This window comes from Pseudoalteromonas sp. KJ63-1, from assembly GCF_055808145.1.
The window spans coordinates 3,451,090-3,471,676 of the sequence record NZ_CM147855.1; the positions used below are offsets into that span (position 1 = coordinate 3,451,090).

The 20,587-nt window shown below is 39.7% G+C and carries 15 protein-coding genes and 1 pseudogene; 6 read left to right on the forward strand and 10 right to left on the reverse strand.

Annotated elements, in window-relative coordinates:
* Window positions 1–21 precede the first annotated feature (21 nt).
* Window positions 22–1,023, forward strand: coding sequence for an adenosine deaminase (gene add, locus AC0L7Q_RS16410; protein ID WP_010392653.1), 1,002 nt, complete (start codon window positions 22–24; stop codon window positions 1,021–1,023).
* Window positions 1,024–1,068: 45 nt separating this feature from the next.
* Here add and AC0L7Q_RS16415 read toward each other — a convergent pair whose 3' ends face one another.
* The 5 genes from AC0L7Q_RS16415 to AC0L7Q_RS16435 all read right to left on the reverse strand — a co-directional run bounded on the left by AC0L7Q_RS16415 (window position 1,069) and on the right by AC0L7Q_RS16435 (window position 6,357).
* Window positions 1,069–1,482 (reverse strand): CBS domain-containing protein, encoded by a 414-nt coding sequence (locus AC0L7Q_RS16415; RefSeq protein ID WP_054202871.1) that lies wholly within the window; start codon window positions 1,480–1,482, stop codon window positions 1,069–1,071.
* Between the two features lie 151 nt (window positions 1,483–1,633).
* Complete coding sequence (gene fre, locus AC0L7Q_RS16420; protein ID WP_413401071.1) at window positions 1,634–2,347, reverse strand: NAD(P)H-flavin reductase; 714 nt, start codon at window positions 2,345–2,347, stop codon at window positions 1,634–1,636.
* Window positions 2,348–2,442: 95 nt separating this feature from the next.
* Window positions 2,443–3,909: a 4-hydroxy-3-polyprenylbenzoate decarboxylase gene (gene ubiD, locus AC0L7Q_RS16425; protein WP_413401072.1), complete on the reverse strand. Its 1,467-nt coding sequence runs from the start codon at window positions 3,907–3,909 to the stop codon at window positions 2,443–2,445.
* 71 nt (window positions 3,910–3,980) lie between these two features.
* Window positions 3,981–6,011 carry a methyl-accepting chemotaxis protein gene (locus AC0L7Q_RS16430; RefSeq protein WP_409424340.1) on the reverse strand — a complete coding sequence of 677 codons (2,031 nt, stop codon included), beginning with the start codon at window positions 6,009–6,011 and terminating at the stop codon, window positions 3,981–3,983.
* 67 nt (window positions 6,012–6,078) lie between these two features.
* The gene (locus AC0L7Q_RS16435; protein WP_409424341.1) at window positions 6,079–6,357 is read right to left on the reverse strand and encodes an MliC family protein; all 279 of its coding nucleotides are present in this window, start codon (window positions 6,355–6,357) and stop codon (window positions 6,079–6,081) included.
* 117 nt (window positions 6,358–6,474) lie between these two features.
* On the opposite strand from AC0L7Q_RS16435, the pseudogene AC0L7Q_RS16440 reads away from it, so the two are divergent.
* Window positions 6,475–7,386: pseudogene (locus tag AC0L7Q_RS16440) on the forward strand (DUF808 domain-containing protein).
* A gap of 6 nt (window positions 7,387–7,392) precedes the next feature.
* Here the strand turns inward: AC0L7Q_RS16440 and AC0L7Q_RS16445 are convergent.
* Together AC0L7Q_RS16445 and AC0L7Q_RS16450 are read right to left on the reverse strand one after the other, a co-directional pair.
* Complete coding sequence (locus tag AC0L7Q_RS16445) at window positions 7,393–8,334, reverse strand: tetratricopeptide repeat protein (protein WP_413401073.1); 942 nt, start codon at window positions 8,332–8,334, stop codon at window positions 7,393–7,395.
* A gap of 135 nt (window positions 8,335–8,469) precedes the next feature.
* Window positions 8,470–10,545, reverse strand: coding sequence for a TonB-dependent siderophore receptor (locus tag AC0L7Q_RS16450; protein ID WP_413401074.1), 2,076 nt, complete (start codon window positions 10,543–10,545; stop codon window positions 8,470–8,472).
* Window positions 10,546–10,738: 193 nt separating this feature from the next.
* Here AC0L7Q_RS16450 and dbpA point away from each other — a divergent pair, with 193 nt between their 5' ends.
* Complete coding sequence (gene dbpA, locus AC0L7Q_RS16455; protein ID WP_413401075.1) at window positions 10,739–12,127, forward strand: ATP-dependent RNA helicase DbpA; 1,389 nt, start codon at window positions 10,739–10,741, stop codon at window positions 12,125–12,127.
* Window positions 12,128–12,135: 8 nt separating this feature from the next.
* Here the strand turns inward: dbpA and AC0L7Q_RS16460 are convergent, their stop codons facing one another.
* Entirely contained in the window at window positions 12,136–12,717 is a 582-nt protein-coding gene (locus AC0L7Q_RS16460) for a DNA-J related domain-containing protein (protein WP_409424346.1), read from the reverse strand.
* 170 nt (window positions 12,718–12,887) lie between these two features.
* Here AC0L7Q_RS16460 and AC0L7Q_RS16465 point away from each other — a divergent pair, with 170 nt between their 5' ends.
* Entirely contained in the window at window positions 12,888–15,710 is a 2,823-nt protein-coding gene (locus AC0L7Q_RS16465) for an ATP-binding protein (protein WP_413401076.1), read from the forward strand.
* Window positions 15,711–15,788: 78 nt separating this feature from the next.
* On the opposite strand, the gene rho is transcribed toward AC0L7Q_RS16465, so the two are convergent.
* Together rho and trxA are read right to left on the reverse strand one after the other, a co-directional pair.
* Complete coding sequence (gene rho, locus AC0L7Q_RS16470; RefSeq protein ID WP_010392671.1) at window positions 15,789–17,048, reverse strand: transcription termination factor Rho; 1,260 nt, start codon at window positions 17,046–17,048, stop codon at window positions 15,789–15,791.
* Between the two features lie 186 nt (window positions 17,049–17,234).
* A complete protein-coding gene (gene trxA / locus AC0L7Q_RS16475; RefSeq protein WP_008109071.1) occupies window positions 17,235–17,561 on the reverse strand; it encodes a thioredoxin TrxA in 327 nt (108 codons plus the stop codon).
* A 91-nt stretch (window positions 17,562–17,652) separates the two neighbouring features.
* Between trxA and rhlB the strand changes: the two genes are divergently transcribed.
* On the forward strand, window positions 17,653–18,930 hold the full coding sequence (gene rhlB / locus AC0L7Q_RS16480) for an ATP-dependent RNA helicase RhlB (RefSeq protein ID WP_138605404.1): 1,278 nt from the start codon (window positions 17,653–17,655) through the stop codon (window positions 18,928–18,930).
* 45 nt (window positions 18,931–18,975) lie between these two features.
* Window positions 18,976–20,469: a guanosine-5'-triphosphate,3'-diphosphate diphosphatase gene (gene gppA / locus AC0L7Q_RS16485; protein WP_413401077.1), complete on the forward strand. Its 1,494-nt coding sequence runs from the start codon at window positions 18,976–18,978 to the stop codon at window positions 20,467–20,469.
* The last annotated feature ends 118 nt before the right edge of the window (window positions 20,470–20,587 follow it).

The following is a 20,587-nucleotide window of genomic DNA, read 5'->3' on the forward strand; positions in this document are numbered from 1 at the left end:
TAATTCAACCGAGTAGCTATTATGATCAATAGAAAAATACCTTTGCTAGATATTCACCGTCATTTAGATGGTAATGTACGCGCGCAAACCATACTAGAACTTGGTCGTCAGTTTAATATCGCTTTACCAGCGGACAATGTTGAAGCACTTATTCCTCATGTTCAGGTTATTGATCCTGAGCCAAACTTAATGGCATTTTTACAAAAGCTTGATTGGGGAGTGACGGTACTAGGTGATTACGATGCCTGTAGACGTATTGCGATAGAAAACATTGAAGATGCACAAGCGCAGGGTCTTGATTACGTAGAGCTGCGTTTTAGTCCTTATTATATGGCTCAAAGCCAAGGGTTACACCCTCAAGGGGTTGTTGAAGCAGTGGTTGATGGTATCCGTAGTGCAACAAAAGATACTGATATAAAAGCAAACTTAATTGGTATTTTGTCTCGTACATACGGAGTTAAAACCTGTCAGCACGAGTTGGACGCGTTACTTGCCTTTAAAAATGATTTGGTTGCAGTGGATTTGGCCGGTGATGAGATTGGTTATCCTGGCGAGTTGTTTGTTGATCATTTTAAGCAAGTACGTGATGCGTATTTGGCTGTTACCGTGCATGCTGGTGAAGCGTTAGGTGCGCCAAGTATTTGGCAAGCATTAAACGAGCTTGGCGCAAGCAGAATAGGCCATGGTGTTAAAGCGATTGAAGATCCAAAACTAATGGATTATTTACGTGATAACCGCATTGGTATTGAATCGTGCTTAACCAGTAACATTCAAACCAGTACAGTGAATGATTTAACCAAACACCCACTTAAGCAGTTTTTAGATCATGGTATTTTAGCCTGTCTTAACACGGATGACCCGGCTGTTGAAGGCATTGAAATTGAATACGAATATGCAGTGGCAGCACCAAAAGCAGGTTTGTCACAAGCTGATATGGAAAAAGCGCAAGCGAATGCGCTGGAAATTGCCTATTTAAGTGACGCTGATAAAAACGCACTTAAAGCTAAAGTCGCACAGCGTTAAATTGTCTATATAATTAAAAATGCCACTGTTTACAGTGGCATTTTTTTATATGTGCGCATTACAACTAACGTAATTATTATAAAGTGCTTTTAATATATCGGCACGGCTGATCATACCTACCACTACACCGCCATCGATCACGGGGTAATTTTTAGGTTTACCAGGCTTCATTTGTTCTGCTAATTCCATAATATTGGTATCGCCGTGCACGGTTACCACATCTGTTTGCATCAACTGCGATACTTTCACCATACCATCACAAAAATAACTACTTTGCATTAAGGGTTTGAGTAACTCTTGCTCTGAGATAAAGCCAACGAGCACCTTATTATCATCAAATACCGGCGCGCCTAGTAGTTTAAATTTTTCTAGCTCTGCTATGGCAGTGGTCATTTCTGTATTAGGGGTGATATGAGGCAACTTATGTTGCATAAAATCTTTTACTTTTGTATTTAACATTTAGGTTTCTCCCGCTTAATGTTCTGTACAAAGTATGGTTTATAGATTGGATTTTAGGAAATTGTTTATGTTGATGAGCTTAATAGGTAATAACAATCACAGTGCTAGCAATTAAAACAATTAAGGCACCCTAAGGTGCCTTAAACTAGTGTTACTTTATGAACGCGAATGCATCTGCGTACATGTTTTCACGAATAGCGCCATGATTTATAAAATCATCGCGTACTATGCCAATCATGTCAAAACGACCTGCCATGTAAATATCGTAAGGTTCTAACGACATAATATCGCTCATCACCGCTTTATGAACATAACCAGTGTGGCCAGTCCAGCTGTCGGTAGGATGCTCTACGACAGGAATAAATTTAAAGTTTTCACGGCTATCTGACCATGCTTGCATTTCGGTATGTGCATACAGCGCCGACTCTTCTTTTACGCCCCAGTAAAATAGCACCGGACGCTCACAGTTGATTTCAGCTAAATGCTCAGCCATTGACTTTGCGTAAGAAAAACCAGTCCCGCCGGCGAGTAAAATAATTGGACGCTCGCACTGCAAACGTAGCTGAGAAATACCTAAACCCGCTTCTATTTTTACGGTTTGGTTCTCGTTGTGAGCACTACGAAGGTGTTCTAATGATTGCATCGCGTAAGAGTCTGCGTTTGATGCGCCAATGTGTAATTCTAATGCATCAGTCTGTGAGGGGCGACTCGCGATTGAAAACGCACGTTTATCTTTTTCACCTAAAACCAACTGTAAATATTGACCAGCTTCAAATGCTACAGGCTGTTGCGGCTTTAAAATAACTTTATGAACAAATTCTGTTAGTGGGCTGATAGAAACAACTTCAGCGAGTAATGTTTGCATGTTTTACCTTAAATTAGCGGATACGCACTTTATTTGAGCAATAATAGCATATCCGCAGGGTGAGTTTATAGCCTAGAGGCCCTAGACCAAAGTCGTTAAAGAATATCTAAGCTATCCCAAAGCTCATCAACTCGATCCTTAGTGGCTTGATCCATTACAATAGGTTCGCCCCATTCTCGAGTTGTTTCACCAGGCCATTTATTTGTTGCATCCATACCCATTTTTGAACCTAGACCAGATACGGGCGATGCAAAATCTAAATAATCAATTGGCGTGTTTTCAATTAACGTCGTGTCGCGCGCAGGGTCCATACGAGTAGTGATAGCCCAAATTACATCGTTCCAATCTCTAGCGTTAATATCATCATCACAGACAATAACAAACTTAGTGTACATAAATTGTCGTAGGAATGACCAAACCCCCATCATTACGCGCTTGGCGTGACCTGGGTATTGTTTTTTCATTGTCACTACGGCCATGCGATACGAACAACCTTCTGGCGGTAAATAAAAATCGACAATTTCTGGAAATTGTTTTTGTAAAATTGGTACGAATACTTCGTTTAGCGCCACCCCTAAAATAGCCGGCTCATCCGGCGGACGGCCAGTAAAAGTACTATGATAAATAGGGTCTTTACGATGTGTAATGTGGGTGACCGTCATAACTGGGAAGTCATCGACTTCGTTGTAATAACCTGTGTGGTCGCCATATGGACCTTCCGGCGCCATCTCTCCCGGCACAATATGCCCTTCAAGTACGATTTCTGCACTGGCTGGTACTTGTAAATCATTCGAGATTGACTTAACTACTTCAGTTTTACTACCACGTAGTAAACCTGCAAAGGCATATTCGCTTAACGTATCTGGAACGGGGGTAACAGCGCCTAAAATAGTCGCAGGATCTGCACCTAATGCCACCGAAACAGGGTAGGGCTGGCCAGGGTGTTCTTTACACCACTCTTGAAAATCAAGCGCGCCACCGCGATGAGATAACCAACGCATAATGATTTTATTTTTACCCAATAGCTGTTGACGATAAATCCCTAAATTTTGGCGCTTTTTGTGAGGTCCTTTGGTAACGGTTAAACCCCAAGTAATCAAAGGTGCAGCATCGCCAGGCCAGCAGTGCTGAATAGGAAGCTTAGTTAAGTCAACGTCGTCACCTTGTAAAATAACTTGTTGGCAGGGGGCTTTTTTAACTTCTTTGGCCGGCATATTAAGCACTTGCTTGAATACCGGAATTTGTCCGAGCGCTTCTTTAATGCCTTTTGGCGGCTCAGGCTCTTTTAGAAATGCGAGTAATTTACCCACTTCACGTAATTCACTTACATCCTCTTGGCCCATACCCATAGCTACACGCTTAGGAGTACCAAACAAGTTAGCTAAAACGGGAATGTCGTATCCTTTAGGGTTTTCAAATAATAAAGCAGGGCCTTCGGCACGCAGTGTGCGGTCAGCAATTTCGGTCATCTCAAGATACGGGTCGATTTCTTGGCTGATGCGTTTTAACTCGCCTCGTTTCTCAAGTAAATCGATAAAATCGCGCAGATCTTTGTATTTCATTGTGGGCCGTTACTTAGCAAAAAGTTAAAAGTATTATACCCAGTTCATACAAGCCAAGTCATTAGCTGCGCTTAAAACTTAAAGCGCTCTACTGCACCTTTTAATGAGTGTGCAAGTTGGTTAACGTCTTCACTTTCGCTTGCTAGGGTCGTTGCATTGTTGGCATTTAAGGTGGCCTGCTCGGTTACCTTAGCCATTATTTGTTGAATATCGGTGCTGTTTGCAAGTTGTTCATGTGAGGCACTCGCAATCTCTTTACTCATAGCATTAACCGATACCAGCGTGCTCTTAATACGCTCAACAGCATTATTTAGTTCAGTACTGTTTTCAACGCAATGCTTAGCCTGTTGTTGCCCATCATTTATTTCAGTTTGGGTGGTTTGAGTATGCTGCTGTAGAGTGTTGATCATGGTAGTAATTTCGCTTGTAGAGCTTTGTGTGCGAGCTGCAAGCGAGCGTACTTCATCTGCTACTACGGCAAATCCGCGACCATGCTCACCAGCACGTGCAGCTTCAATTGCGGCATTAAGTGCTAGTAAATTAGTTTGCTCTGCAATACTGCTAATGGTATCAACAATGGCACCAATTAGTTGCGTATACTGGGCTAGTTCTTCTGTACTGCTTACTGCTCTATCTAAGCGATTTAAAAGTGCTTCAATGCTTTGGCTATTATTATTTGCAATGTCGTTAACGTCATTGGCAAATTGCGAGGCATTAGTAATTTCATTAGAGGTGCTTTGCGCTTGTTCGTATACGGCTTGAGAACTTTGCAACATTTGCTGTGCTAATGAGGTGGCTTGTGCACTACGTTCTAGCTGTTGCTTAGCAACAATAGTCATTTGCTGGCCTTTTTCGCTGGTTTGAATAGCTGAATTATCGAGTTCGTAAGCGTCGTTACTAATGGCTTTTATTAAGTGAGTTAAATCATCACAAAGCCTATTAGTGTTGTGCATCAGCGTACCAAATTCATCTTTACTGTGGGGATTGCTACGCTGAGAAAAGTCACCTGAGGCTATTCGAGCAAGTTCTTTATTCACCTTTTTAAGCGGTTTTAGCATGGCGTTGGTAGTAAATACTGAAATAATAATCAGCAAAGTAATTAATACAAACGCAATAATAATCACTAAGCTAGAGCCAGTATTAATTGCTGATTTAGCACTATCTTGTAGAAAGTTAAAGCGCGTGTCAGCCAGTTTATTAAGCTCAATCAATTGATTTTCAATACTAATAAAGGCGTTTTGAAAGCTTTCAAAACGCTGATCAACTTTGTCTTTATTATTGAGCACAGTATTTTGCAATGCATACAACCCATCAGGATTATTTAATAGGCTGCTTAAATCATCAAATGCTGTAATAAGCTCATTTGTGTTGAGTTTATTAGCAATTGGGGTGGCTTGTTGCTCTAAGTAACTAAGATTAGATTTAATATTGTCGAGTAAAAAAGAGGTGTCTTGTTGATGATCGTTTATATTTTCTGAAGTGGTTATTTGCCCAATCCCTTTAACATTATTATTTAAAGTAAATAATAAATCATCAACACGAGTCGCAGTGCCAAATACCGCATCTAAAAGTGATTGTTGGTTGCTATCAACGTTTATGAGCTCTATATCAAGCAAGCGGTTACTGAGTTCACGAAGCTGTTCATTGAACGTAATTGTTAGTGCTGCGGCTGAGCTTTGCGCCTTAAAACGTTGCTCTTTTGCTGCAAGCATTTGGTTGCTTATTGTATTTAGCTGGGCAAAGTCTTTGTTAATAGCTTTAAGTAATGTTTGCATGCCTTTCTGCTGGGCAACTTGTGTTTTTAGTGTTTCTAATTTACTAAAAAACTGCGTTTGTTCAGCGTGTGCCTGTTTTTTATTTTGCAGTAGTAAATTAAGTTTAGTTTGGCTATAAGCAATGGCATTAAATTTAGTAATAGAAAGGAGTGATAAACGAAGATCTTTACTTGCTTGTTGTACAGGCACCGCCAACGTTTCTATACGCGTGTTAGTGGTACTAATTTGATTGAGCGACCAGTAAAAAAATATGCAGCTGGTTAGTATCAACAAGCCAATGGCTGAAAAGGCTAAAATTATTTTGTGTTTTATAGCGAGAGATTGCATAACTTTATCAACAATATTAAGACTTTTGTTAGTGTAGCAAGTTTTTTAATGCGATGTTAGTTATTGGTTAATTGTCGCTGCATTGGTATTTTTTGCCATTAATTATTAGCATTGCTTGTTCGCCTTTACTCCAAAATAACACTTCTTTATTAATGTATTTACTGCCTGAAGCGCTCACCTCATGATTCAATATATAATCATGGTCATAAAAGCTTAACTTTGCTTGTTTATTGCTAATGATATCAAGTTTTGCAGGTGCGTTATCGCAGACATAGTTATTCGTAACTGGCTGCTTATTACATGCAGTTAAAACAATTAAAGTAATAATAATGGTAGCGTGTTTCATTGGCTGTGCCTTATCGTGTCCCTTGTTTAATTAGGAGCTTAACAAAGCTAAATTAACCGTTGGTGAAAATATAGCTTTACGTTATGTTTAAGATCTTATTTTTAGTTAGGAAATTTCATGGCTGGCAGCAACCTTTTAACATTATTGGATGATATAACGACTCTGTTGGATGATATTGCGACCATGAGTAAAGTTGCGACAAAGAAAACAGCGGGAGTGCTTGGTGATGATTTGGCACTTAATGCTCAGCAAGTTACAGGGGTTACCGCCGATAGGGAGTTGCCCGTTGTATGGGCTGTGGCAAAAGGGTCTTTTTTAAATAAAGCTATATTAGTTCCTGCTGCGTTATTAATTAGTGTGTGGTTGCCTTGGCTAATTACCCCCCTTTTAATGGTAGGTGGCCTATTTTTATGTTTTGAAGGCGCAGAAAAAGTATTTGCTCGTTTTTTACCTCATCATTAAGAAGTTATAGAGGATGGTGAAAATTTAGATTTGGCAGAGTATGAAAAACAAAAAGTTAAAGGGGCTATTCGCACTGATTTTATTCTTTCCGCCGAAATTATTGTTATTACATTAGGCACGGTCGCAGGGGCCACATTAATCAACCAGGCGCTGGTATTGAGTGTGATTGCCATCATCATGACAATTGGTGTTTATGGACTGGTAGCAGGGATTGTAAAGCTTGATGATGCGGGCTTATATTTACTTAATCAATCCAAACCCTCCGCAAGTAAGTTTAAAGAATTACTCGGTAAAGCCTTATTAGCTGCAGCCCCAAGATTAATGCAGTTTTTAGCCTTTGCGGGCACGGTGGCGATGTTTTTAGTGGGTGGTGGAATTTTAGTACACGCAATTGAGCTTTTGCATCATGCTCAAGTTGATGTAACTCATTATGCGCAGTCGGTTGCTGGTAGCACAGGAGAAATACTAACCCCTTTACTATTTGACGGACTGTTAGGGATAGGTGCTGGTTTGGTTATTGTAATTGCGCATGTCGCTTATACTAAGTTATTTAAAGCAAATAAGTAGTTTATTTTATTCGCACTGAGTTGTTTTACATAGTTGCTCAAGTTCGTATTTAGCTTTGCTATTACCTTGAGCAATTGCTTTTTTATACCAATAAATCGCTTGCGGAGTGTTCTTTTTTGTACCTTGTCCATCACGATACATCTGAGCAAGATTTAGTTGACCCCATTGTGAGCCTGAGTTTGCTGCTAGGTTAAAGCTTTCAAGCGCTTCGCTATATTGCTTATCTTTATAGTAAACAATCCCTTGCTGATTATTCTCATCGAGCTTTAAGCCTTTATAAAGAGGTTTAGGTTTAGGTGGAAACATCACAAACCCGCCATAAAGTGAATATGCCTTTGGGCGTAGCACGTCAAATATAATGTCATCTTCGTATAAACGTTTTATTTCATTACGAGGCAGGGTAATAGTTTGAGAAGAAAAGTAATCTCTTTGTACCAACAAACTTGCACGCATCGCTGTGGTAATGGCACTAGTGCGCTTATAGCTGTAATTACCCACCTGAAACGTTATAAATTGCTCATCAAAGCTGAGTACTTGCGCAACTTTTAAATTAGTGAGTGTCCATGGTTCGTGAGTGAATTTATCGGCTTTAACTAAATAGGTATCATAAGCTTTTGGGGAGGTTAAATAGCTTTGTTTTAGTGCTTCAGTGTTGAGGTGCTTTTGATAAAAAAATAACGCCCACCATAGTAATAAAATTAATCCAATACAGTATTTTGGTAGGCTAAGCTTTTCAAACAGAGGTAACGTCTTAATATTGATAGCCTCACTATGTCCGCATTGATAGCACTCGCGTTTATAACTTAACTTTATAGGAAATATAGGAAAAATGGTAAAGCGTAAAAAGCGACTTTGATTAACTAAGTGATAGCAGTTGTTGTTGCAATCAGGGCAGCACTGAACGTGTGTAAAATGAGGAAATGACTGGCTAGTATTGAAAAGCAACATAATAAGGCTCCTTGTTAATTTACAACTTTAGAGCAAGTGATAAATTAGTAAAGCAGCAAACTGTAAGTAATTATGTCATAAAGGATTGGTTTATAAAGCCCATACTTTTTGATATGGGCTTTATAGAGAATCAGCTTAGAAGCTAAATTGTGCGGCTAAACGCACGCTTGTGCCTTCACCTACGGTAACGTTATTTAAACCGCCACCGGCTAGGTAGTTTTTATCAAATAAGTTCTCAATATTTAAACGTAAGTTAATATCTTTGTTATTTAAGTTAAGCTTGTAGGTTGCGCCAATATCAACACGAGTATAACCCTCTTTTGTTACGGTGTTAGCATTATCAGCAAAACGTTCACCCTCATAAAAAGCACCGGCATTCAAAGCAACAGCGTCATTAAGCTCATAACGTGTCCATAAAGAGGCAGACCATTTTGGTGCATCAGTTGGGCGTTTGCCCTCTAATTCTTCATCACGCTCATAGTTAGCATCTAAATACATAGTTGATGCCATAACAAATAAACGGTCAGTTGCAGCACCTTGAGCTGCAAGCTCAAAGCCTTTATGGCGTTGCTCACCTGCCTGCGTGGTGATGCTCGTTATATCACCGATAGGGTTAACCAGCTCTTCGCTCACTAAGGTGCCTGTTTTGCTAATATCAAATAAGGCACCGCTAAGCATTAATCGATCATCAAACAGTTGCCATTTTACCCCAATTTCCTTTTGCTCAGAGGTAATAGCATCGAGCTTCATACCGTTATTAACATCTTTTTCATTTACTAATGTTTCGTTTTGCGGCTCAAATCCTTCTGAGTAACTTGCATAAACAGTTGCAGAGGCATTTGGATGGTAAAGTACGCCGACCTTAGGTACGAACGATTCGTTATTGCTGTTTTCTCTACTTTGTTTATCGTAACGACCACCTAGCGATACTTGCCATTCTGGTGAGAATGAAATTAAATCTTGGATATAAATCCCGTAATAGTCGTAAGCAGACGAGCTAATAGTGTCATCTGATTTGTAACTTATATTAGGGCGATTAGGCTCATTTTGACCGGCAGAAAAATTAATCGTATCAGCAGATGTGCGTAATTGGCCGTAGTAATAATCCAGTGAGTTAGCACCTACAAGTAATTGATGATGTACACCCAAGGTTTCAAATTCGCCAATGAAGTCAATAAAAGCAGTTTTAAACTGCCAATCATCAAAGCGATCGTAAGGACGTGACTGGTAACTATCACCTTCGATAAAGTCACTTGGCTTACGTGGTGCTGACTCAAAGCGCTGACGTTCAAACGTTTGCTCATTGTAGCCTAAATTAACTTGCCAGTTATCGGTTAAAAATACTTTGAAATCAATACCCATGTTTTCAACAGTAATGTCAGTAAAGGCCCATGACATATCACGAATTGTTTTGTTATCACCAATAATGTTGGCATCATTATCTATCCAAGCGCCAGTATCTAAGCCTGCTTCGTCATCAGTGCGATCATAATGTACACGTACTAGGGCGTTATCGCTAATATCGTAATCAACCACTAAGGCACCTAAAAAACGATCGCGTTCGCGGTTATCACCATTTTGGTATTCTCGCCAGTATTCAACATCTTGTTTTACTAATACACCACGGGCACGTAAATCTTCAGTCTCGGTGAGTGCGCCGCCAGCATCAAGCATAAAGCGGGTTGAACCATGTTGGTCAACATCGGCACTGGCACTAAATAACGTTTGTGCAGTTGGCTTTTTGGTTACCATATTGACCAGACCACCAGGGCCTGATTGCCCATACAAAATACTTGAAGGGCCTTTAATAACTTCTACTTGCTCTAAAATTTCAATGGGTTGTTGGTAATGAGACCAATGCTGATGGCCATCACGCAGGTAGCCGGTTGATGAGCTTAATTGAAAGCCACGTAAGTTAAATACTTCTCTATTTCGTTGTTTAGACCCTGCAGTTAAACTAGCATCATTGGTCAATACTTCACCAAGAGTGGTTGCTAGTTGCTCATTAACGATTGTGTCAGTGATTACGGTAACTGACTGAGCGGTTTCGAGTAATGAGGTAGAGGTTCTCATTGCCCCACTAGCATTATCTACTTTGTAGTCGTTGAAATAATTGCCTTTAACTTCAATGCGCTCTATATTTGCGGTGTTGGCTAATACATTTGTAGAGGTACAGGCTAAAAGAGCGATAAAAAGAGGGTTAAGTTTCATTAGTGGCTTCCGGCTTAGAATTATTAGGATAGTAAAACGTCGCAGATCTTAATGAAAACAACTATCATTTGCAATATCTTTATTGCAACTTTTAATCGTTCGTTGCTAATGGTTGCCAATTGTTAATTCTGCTATTATTAGCCGCATATTAATTGAGACTTTTCTCAAGTTATTTTTTGCTATGGAATTTACTGTGACTGCAATTGCTTTTTCATCGTTGGCCTTACCTTCAGGGTTAGTTGATAATTTATCAACGCTTGGCTACACCCAAATGACGCCTGTACAGGCGCAAAGCCTACCATCCGTTTTAAATGGCAAAGATATTATTGCCCAAGCCAAAACAGGCTCAGGTAAAACAGCGGCATTTAGTTTAGGCGTTTTAGCCAAGCTAAATGTAAAACGCTTTCGTATTCAGTCGTTAGTATTGTGCCCAACTCGTGAGCTTGCAGAGCAAGTGGCGGTTGAGATGCGTAAACTAGCGCGCGGTATTCATAACATTAAGATTTTAACTTTGTGTGGTGGGGTTTCAATTGGGCCACAAATTGGTTCACTCGAACATGGTGCACATATTATTGTGGGTACACCGGGGCGAGTTGATGATCATATTCGCAAAGGGACATTACGCTTAGATGATGTTGAAACCCTGGTACTTGATGAAGCCGACCAAATGCTTGATATGGGTTTTCAAGACACCCTAGATGCCATAATTGATCGCATTCCAACCAATCGTCAAACGTTGTTATTTAGTGCTACTTTTCCAAAATCAATCGAAGCTATTGCTAAGCGTGTACTTAGTAACCCAGAAATGATTAAAGTAGAAGAGCAGCAAGAAAAAAGCACGATTAAACAATACTTCTACAAAATGGATAATAATAAACAGCGTTATCCAACGCTTAAGCTGTTACTTCTTAAATTTACCCCGCAAAGCTGTGTGGTGTTTTGTAATACCAAGGTTGAAACGCAGCAAGTATGTGATGATTTAGCCGATGAAGGCTTTAGTGCGGTGGCACTGCATGGTGATTTAGAGCAGCGTGATCGTGAGCGTACACTGATTCATTTTGCGAATAAAAGTGCGTCTATTTTAGTGGCAACTGATGTAGCTGCACGAGGCTTAGACATTGATGATATGGACATGGTGATTAACTATCACTTAGCTCACGATCCACAAACTCATGTACATCGTGTTGGCCGTACCGGACGAGCAGGCAAAAAAGGGATTGCATGTTCTATTTATGGTGAGGCAGAGCAATTTAAAGTGGCTCAAATTGGCGACCATTACGAGCGTGACTTTACTCCTGAGCCAATGCCATCTTATAACCTATTAGATAAGCCGCCATACAAACCTGAAATGGTGACGCTGATGATAGATGCAGGCAAAAAGCAAAAAGTGCGCGCGGGTGATATTTTAGGCGCATTAACCGGAAAAGACGGTGTTGCTGGGCGCCAAGTTGGTAAAATCAACGTACTTGATAACGTGGCATTTGTTGCGGTAGAGCGTAACTCATCTAAACCAGCGTTACGCAAATTAACCGAAGGTAATATTAAAGGACGTAAAATCCGTGCTCGTCGCCTAACGCGTTAACTCTCGATCTAATCTGAGCAACTCGCCTTGAGTTGCTCATATTCTATTTTTAGTTGTTTAAACACCTCATTGTCACCCCCTTGTTTATCTGGATGATGCTGCACTGCCAGTTGTCGCCAGCGCTTTTGTAATACTTTTAGTGTGACTGGGGATGTTAATTGCCAACGCGCTAGCAGTTGTTGTTGCTCCTCATTACTCAGCGGGGCTTCGCGATGAGTCGGCAGACTAAATTGTTGCCAAAAGCTATCTAATAATGCCTTGACTTCAGTCGTAGATGTTTCAAAATTTTGCCAGTTTAAGTAATAATCGCGCAGTGGATCGTTAGGATGTAGTTGGTTATAACTGGAACTGTTTACTAGTTCAATATGTAAGCCTTTAACGACTAATTGCTGTTTTGGCATCAGTTGCTGTTGTAGCTGATAAAGTGCATTCATAATTAAAAAATTGCGCTTAAATAAGTCGCGCTCAGGCTCGGCAGCTAAAGTATCAAGAAACCCACGTTGCTTTAACTCAGATGCTAAAGTATGAACCATCCACATTTTTTTAGTGATTAATAGTTCAAAAATCTCATCTATCAGAGGGTTAAGCATTGTTTACAATCTATTAATTAGTGTATCTTGGATAAATTATCATATACCCAAAGAACATTAAACCCCAAGGAGTGGGCGTGAGTGCCTGTTTTAAATTGGTCTAAATTACATGTTTATACTTGGTTTGGGTGTCGTTTTGTTATGGCTAGCAAGGATTTAAGGATATTTTTATGCTGACTCAGTTAAAGCGTATCTGCTTTATTGGCCTTTTGGCTGTTTTAAGTAGCGCATCAAATGACGCTTTATCAAATGAGCAGCCAAGTTTGTTTGAGCAGTTTAATCTTGAACAAACATGGCCTGAAAAGTATCGCCTTGCAACCGATATTTTATCGAACCCTGATGTTCCAAATTTACAACGCATTACTATTTATAGTGATTTAGCTGAGCTGGCGTTTGCGCAGAGTGATTTAGCCAATGCACTAAAATATTTTAAATTGCTAGAGACCAGTAGTACGTTAAAAGATCAGCCTAAATTCTTCTTTCGTGCGATTAAAATGCAAGGAGTTGTGCTTTATTATCAAGGGTTAGTGCAACAAGCGGTAGTTGATTATAGCCGCGCGTTAAACATCGCAATTACGCTTAAAAGTCCGATAAAACAGGCTAATTTACTTAGTAATATCGGGCTTGCTTATTTTGATATGTATAACATGGAGCTAGCTCTTGATTATTATCAGCAAGCCAAAGTAATTTATGAAAAAGAGGGGAGCGCACAAGATAAGGCCGATATATTACATAATATTGCCGGTATTTATATTCGTCTCTCTCGATATGAGTCAGCTCTTGAGATGTACCGTGAGGTTTTAAAAGTTTTTCAAGAGCTGGGCGATGAAGATGGTGTTGCTCAGGCATACGGTAATATGGGAGTAGCTTACACTGAATCAAGACAGTACCAATTAGCACTACATTATAATCAGTTGGCCTTACGTTACTATCAAAGCGTTAATAATGCGTTTCAACTTTCTACTAAGCATACAAATTTAGCCACCATCAACCTTAAGCTAAATAAATTTGATGTTGCCTTTTATCACGCTAATGCGGGCCAACAATTTGCAATAGAAGCGGATAATAAGTCTTTACTAGCGGCAGCGTTACATGTGTTGTCAATTGTTCAATTTGTACAAGGTGATACGCAAAGTGCTAAACAAACCTCTGAACGCTCGATTAAGCTTGCCAAAGAGTATAATAACGGCATGCGTATTAAAGATGGCTTAGGAATTGAAGCACTAATAAATGCAAGTCTAGGGGATTATGAAAAAGCGCTAAGTTTGCACCAGCAGTATGTTGATTATCAGCGTAGTGTTAATACCGAAGAAGCCTCGAAAGCGGTCAGTCAATTTCAAATTCAGTTTGAATCAAATCAGTTAAACCAAGAAATTAAACAATTAAAGCAACAACAATACTTACAAGAATTGCAAATAGCTAAGCGTTCACAATTAACGTTTTTATTAGCGATTGTTGCCATATTAATTTTAATTACGGTAATTGCTGTTTACAAACGCCGAACAGAAAAGCAAGCGAAGTTAAAGTTAAGCGAACAAGTTGAACAGCGCACCAAAGAGCTACAAAGTGTGGCACAAGAGCTGCGAGAAGCAAACGAGGTGAAAAGCCAGTTTTTAGCGAATATAAGCCATGAAATAAGAACACCGTTAACTGCTATTTTGGCACAAACTGATGATCTTATTAATGGCCTATACAAGCCGGAACAGTTACAAGATGAGCTTAGAGTAATACAACGTCAAAGTGAGCATTTAAAAAGCTTGATTAATGATGTGTTGGATTTAAGTAAAATCGAGGCAAACCGGTTAGAACTTAATATTAGTTGTTTTGATGTGGTGCAGCTTATCAACGATATTCACGCTATGTTTTCTCCTCAAACTAAAGCGAAAGACTTGTCGTTAGTTTTAGACTGCCAGTTAGAAAAATCCTATTTTACGCGATTAGATTTAACGCGAGTAAAACAAATTCTTATTAATTTATGTGCTAATGCCATTAAGTTTACTCATAAAGGGCAAGTAACTATTGGTGTTAGTAAAACCGAGCAAGGGTTACTCTTTTCGATTAAAGACACTGGGATTGGTATGAGCTCATCTCAACTTAAACTTATTTTTGAGTGTTTTAGCCAAGCAGATAACAGTATTAGTCGACGTTTTGGTGGTACAGGACTAGGTTTGAGCTTGTCGCAGCAATTAGCAGCGATGATGGGGGGTTATATAAGTGTGCAGAGTGAGTTTAAAAAAGGCAGTGAGTTTTCATTTTATTTGCCCTGTATACAAGTTGAAGAGCAAGTTTGCCACGACGATCAACAAGCTAAGTCAGATGAGCGACATAGATTATTATCGGGTAAAGTGGTGCTTGCTGAAGACCACAGTGATAACCGCAAACTGATCAGTCGTTATTTACACTCTCTTGGGTTGGACGTGATTGCCGTTGAAAACGGTGAGCAAGCAGTAGAACAAAGCTTAAAGCTATACCCAGATTTAGTACTGTTAGATATTCAAATGCCTGTTATGGATGGTATTTCTGCGTTTGAACTACTCAAGCAATGTGGTTATGAGCAGCCTATTTTAGCATTAACGGCCAATGCCATGAGCCACGAAATTGACCACTACCTATCACTTGGCTTTAGTGACTATTTAGCAAAGCCAATCGATAAAGAGTCTTTTCATACTGTGCTAGCAAAATACTTAAATGCTGCAAATACAGAGGTATCAACTAAACAGATTCATGTTGATATGAGTGATTTAGTAACGAGCTTTCAACAAAGTCTAGCCGAAGAAAGCGAGCTTATTGAGCTGCACTTTCAAGATGCAGATTATCAGGCGCTGCAAAAAGATAGCCATCGAGTGTTGGGAGCGGCACAAATGTTCGAGTTTAAAGACATAGCCTTAGCGGCAAAAGCGCTAGACGATGAATTACTTCAGCCACAAATAAATACGCAAAGGCTAACAACATTAGTGAATAACTTACAGGCTCTGTTTAAACAACACGAATAAATTAATTTACTCTGAAAATAAAAAAGACACCATTTGGTGTCTTTTTTCATGAAAACGTTTATTTAACTAAAGTTTAGCTTACTTACGTTTCATCGAATCAAAAAACTCATCGTTGGTTTTACTCATTGATAGTTTATCAATTAAGAATTCCATGGCATCAATTTCTGACATGTCATGGACTATCTTACGTAAAATCCATAGCTTCTGTAGCTCATCTGGTTTAGTAAGTAATTCTTCACGACGTGTGCCCGAGCGGTTAAAGTCGATAGCAGGGAATACACGTTTTTCCGCAATTTTACGGTTAAGGTGTAGTTCCATGTTACCTGTACCTTTAAACTCTTCGTAGATAACTTCATCCATTTTAGAGCCGGTATCAATAAGCGCCGTTGCAATAATCGTTAAGCTACCGCCTTCTTCAACGTTACGTGCAGCACCAAAGAAACGTTTAGGTTTGTGTAGCGCATTAGCATCAACACCACCGGTGAGTACTTTACCTGATGATGGAATAACGGTGTTATATGCACGTGCTAAACGTGTGATCGAATCAAGTAAAATAACAACGTCTTTTTTGTGCTCAACTAAACGCTTTGCTTTTTCGATAACCATTTCCGCAACTTGTACATGGCGAGAAGCTGGCTCATCGAATGTTGATGCAATAACTTCACCTTTTACTAGGCGTTGCATCTCAGTAACTTCTTCCGGACGTTCATCAATAAGTAAAACCATTAATGTAACGTCAGGATGGTTATGTGTGATTGATTGTGCAATATTTTGTAGCAACATTGTTTTACCCGCTTTTGGCGGTGCTACTAATAAACCACGTTGGCCGCGGCCAATTGGTGATGCTAAATCAAGAACTCGTGCGGTAATATCTTCTTTACTGCCGTTACCGCGTTCCATACGAAAACGTTCGTTTGCATGAAGTGGGGTTAGGTTTTCAAAAAGGATTTTAGTGCGAGAGTTTTCAGGTTTATCAAAGTTAACTTCGTTTACTTTAAGCAGAGCAAAGTAACGCTCACCGTCTTTTGGTGGACGAATAAGACCTGAAATAGAGTCGCCAGTACGCATACTAAAGCGGCGAATTTGGCTCGGAGATACATAAATATCATCTGGGCCTGCTAAGTAAGAAGCTTCTGATGATCTTAAAAAGCCAAAACCATCTTGCAAAATTTCTAAAACACCACCACCGAAGATATTTTCTCCGCCTTTGGCGTGTGATTTAAGAATTGCAAAAATGATATCTTGCTTTCTCAAGCGGGCTACGTTTTCGAGCCCCATGGACTCAGCTTGGTTTACAAGCTCTTTTATAGACTTGTCTTTTAATTCGCGTAAATGCATATTGGTGGGTTCTTTATTACAGTTGTCATACTCAAAATCGCTTATTAGATCGTTGAGTGAGGTTTGTTGAATATAACTAAGGATTAGTTGGCTTTATAAACTAGCAGGTCATCACCGCAGCGTCCAGTATTTCTGTAAAATAAATTATAAAAAAAGGGCTGAGAGCCCTTTTTTCAAAATTAATACTTAGATATTGTTTTCTAAAAACTCAACTAATTGTGTTTTTGATAGTGCACCTACTTTCGTTGCAGCTACTTGACCGTCTTTGAAAAGTAGTAGTGTAGGGATACCACGAATACCAAACTTAGGTGGTGTACCCGCGTTTTGGTCAATGTTTAATTTAGTGATAGTTACACGACCATCAAATTCATCAGCAACTTCGCTTAGAATTGGGGCTATCATCTTACACGGTCCGCACCATTCAGCCCAAAAGTCTACTAGTACAGGTTTGTCTGATTGTAATACGTCAGCTTCAAAGCTATCGTCGGTAATTTGGATTATTTTCTCGCTCATTGCGCTCTCCGGTTTAGTTAGGCGAAATATTTAGTGCGTATTTAAACACTCTTGTTTCTTATTGCAAGTTTAAACGTTATGCTTAAACGCTATGACTAAGACACATTTGACCGATAAAAAGTTTTCAGACTTTGCTATTGCACCGGAAGTGGTTGCCGGGTTAACCGAAAGTGGGTTTGAATATTGCACACCCATTCAAGCTAAATGCCTACCTTTTATTTGTGAAGGGCGCGATATTGCGGGCCAAGCACAAACAGGTACAGGCAAAACATTGGCATTTTTAACTGCCACGTGCCACCGGTTATTACAATCTAGCAAAGCACCTAGTAAACATCCAAGAGCCCTGATCATGGCCCCAACTCGGGAGCTTGCGATTCAGATACACAAAGATGCAAAAATTTTAGCGCCGCACTGTAATCTTAACTTAGGTTTAGTATATGGTGGCGAAGATTACGAAAAACAACGTGCACAATTAGAAAAAGGCGTAGATATTTTAATTGGTACGACAGGTCGTTTAATCGATTTGTACAAGCAAGGCTGTTACACCCTTAATGAAATAGAGGTTGTCGTGCTAGATGAAGCCGATCGTATGTTCGATTTAGGCTTTATTAAAGATATTCGTTATATGTTCCGTCGTATGCCAGATACGTCAGAGCGTTTAAACTTATTATTCTCTGCTACGTTGTCGTATCGTGTACAAGAGCTTGCATTTGAACATATGACCAACCCTGAGCATGTGCAAATTGAGCCCGATGTAAAAACAGGTAAACGTATTAAAGAAGAGCTATTTCATCCTTCACAAGAAGATAAAATTAAGCTGTTGTTAACCTTGATTGAAGAAGAATGGCCTGAGAAAGCCATTGTTTTTGCAAATACTAAGCATAGCTGTGAAACCGTATATGCATGGTTAAAAGCAGACGGACATCGCGTGGGCATGCTCACCGGTGATGTAAACCAAAAGAAACGCCAGTCAATACTCGCGCAATTTAGTAAAGGCGAGCTAGACTTTTTAGTGGCTACCGATGTTGCTGCACGTGGTTTGCATATTCCAGAAGTAAGTCATGTATTTAATTTTGACTTACCTGATGATTGCGAAGATTACGTTCACCGTATTGGTCGTACAGCTCGAGCAGGCGCTTCAGGTCATGCAATTAGTTTTGCGTGTGAGCAATATGCTTATAACCTTCATGAAATTGAAGAATATATTGAGCACAGCATTCCATTATCACATTACGATAAAAGTGCATTGCTAGATGATTTAACGAAGCCGACTATTCATAGAAAACGTAATTTTTCTACTGGTCCACGTAATCGTAGTAATAACAACGGACGTCGCCCAAATAATGGTTACCAAAAAGGACGGTCTTAACCGACCGTTAGTTTGATTGTATTTGTAACTAGAGGTTTTTGAACGGTGGGGCAACTTAAACCGCAAAAAAATGTATATGCAGTCATTGATTTAGGCTCAAATAGCTTTCATATGCTTATTGCTAAATCAATGGCGGGCGGCCTGCAAACTATAGGGCGCGTGAAACGTAAAGTAAGACTCGCAGCAGGACTCGATGATAATAATTTATTGAGCTTAGAGGCTATGCAACGAGGCTGGGAGTGCTTGGCCTTGTTTGCAGAGCGGTTGCAAGATATTCCCACGCAGAACATCACCATTGTTGCCACTGCAACACTTCGCTTAGCAACCAACGCCGACGACTTTAAACTACGTGCTGAAGAAATATTAGGGCATAAAGTTAATGTTATTAGCGGCGAGCTAGAAGCGCGAACTATTTATAAAGGGGTTGCACATACCTCTTCATGTACTGGCAAGCAGCTGGTTATTGATATTGGTGGAGCGAGTACCGAGGTTGTTATTGGCCAAGGTTTTGAAGCGCGTCACTATAAAAGCCTTAATATTGGCTGCGTGACTTTTCTCGAACGCTACTTTAAAGATTGCCAATTAAATGAAGTAAACTTTAATGCTGCGATAAAAGCAGCACGAAATGTTATTGATGAAATAGCACCTGAATATAAAACGGCTGGTTGGCAACTTGCCTCTGGTGCGTCAGGTACTGTACAAGCTATTCAAGAAATTATGGTGGCACAAAACTTAAATGAAATGCTCACCCTTGAAAAGCTATACACCATCAAACAACAATCCATAGCTTATAAAACAATAGCTGAACTCGACTTGCCTGGGTTAAGTGAAGAGCGACGGTTAGTGTTTGTATCTGGGCTGGCTATTTTAATTGCACTATTTGAGTCTCTTGAAATAGAACAAATGGGATTAGCAGGTGGCGCGCTTCGTGAAGGTGTTTTATATAGCATGCTACCGGAGCTTCATAATACCGACATTCGTCAACGCACTATTGATGGTTTTATGAATCGTTATCATGTTGATCAAAAGCAAGCATCTCGAGTTTCAAGTTTAGCATTACTGCTAGCTAATGAAGTCAGTCAGTATTGGCCGGTTGCAGCGCAAAGTGGATTGCCGCTTTTAAATGCCGTCGCGCAGCTGCATGAAATAGGTTTATTAATAGAGTATAAGCAGTACCATAAACATACCGCTTATATTTTAGAAAATACCGACATGCCTGGTTTTTCGCAATCAGAGCATAAAGTAATTGTTGCTATAGCACATAGCCACCGCTCAGACCTTCAAAAAGGATGCTTAGATCATTTAGGTGCACATAGTAGTGTTGCTGCGTATATTGTTCGACTATTACGTATTGCTGTTATTTTATCGATGCGCCGACAAGATGACGTGTTGCCAAACTTCAAGATAACAGCTGAGAATGAAGAGTTAGCGATTCAATTTGAAAACAATTGGTTAAAAAAGCATCCGCTGATGGCAAGTGAACTAAATCAAGAGATTAAGTATCAGAAAAAATGCGGTTGGAAACTTAAAGTTAGCTAGTTAAACCTACTTTTCCGCAGTTTTTAGTGGTTAAAATGAGCTTTTAGTCTAAATATCCAGCGAACAGTCATTTATTTCAAGTTTTCTTCAAAAAAGGGTTGATCTGTTTTCGGATCTC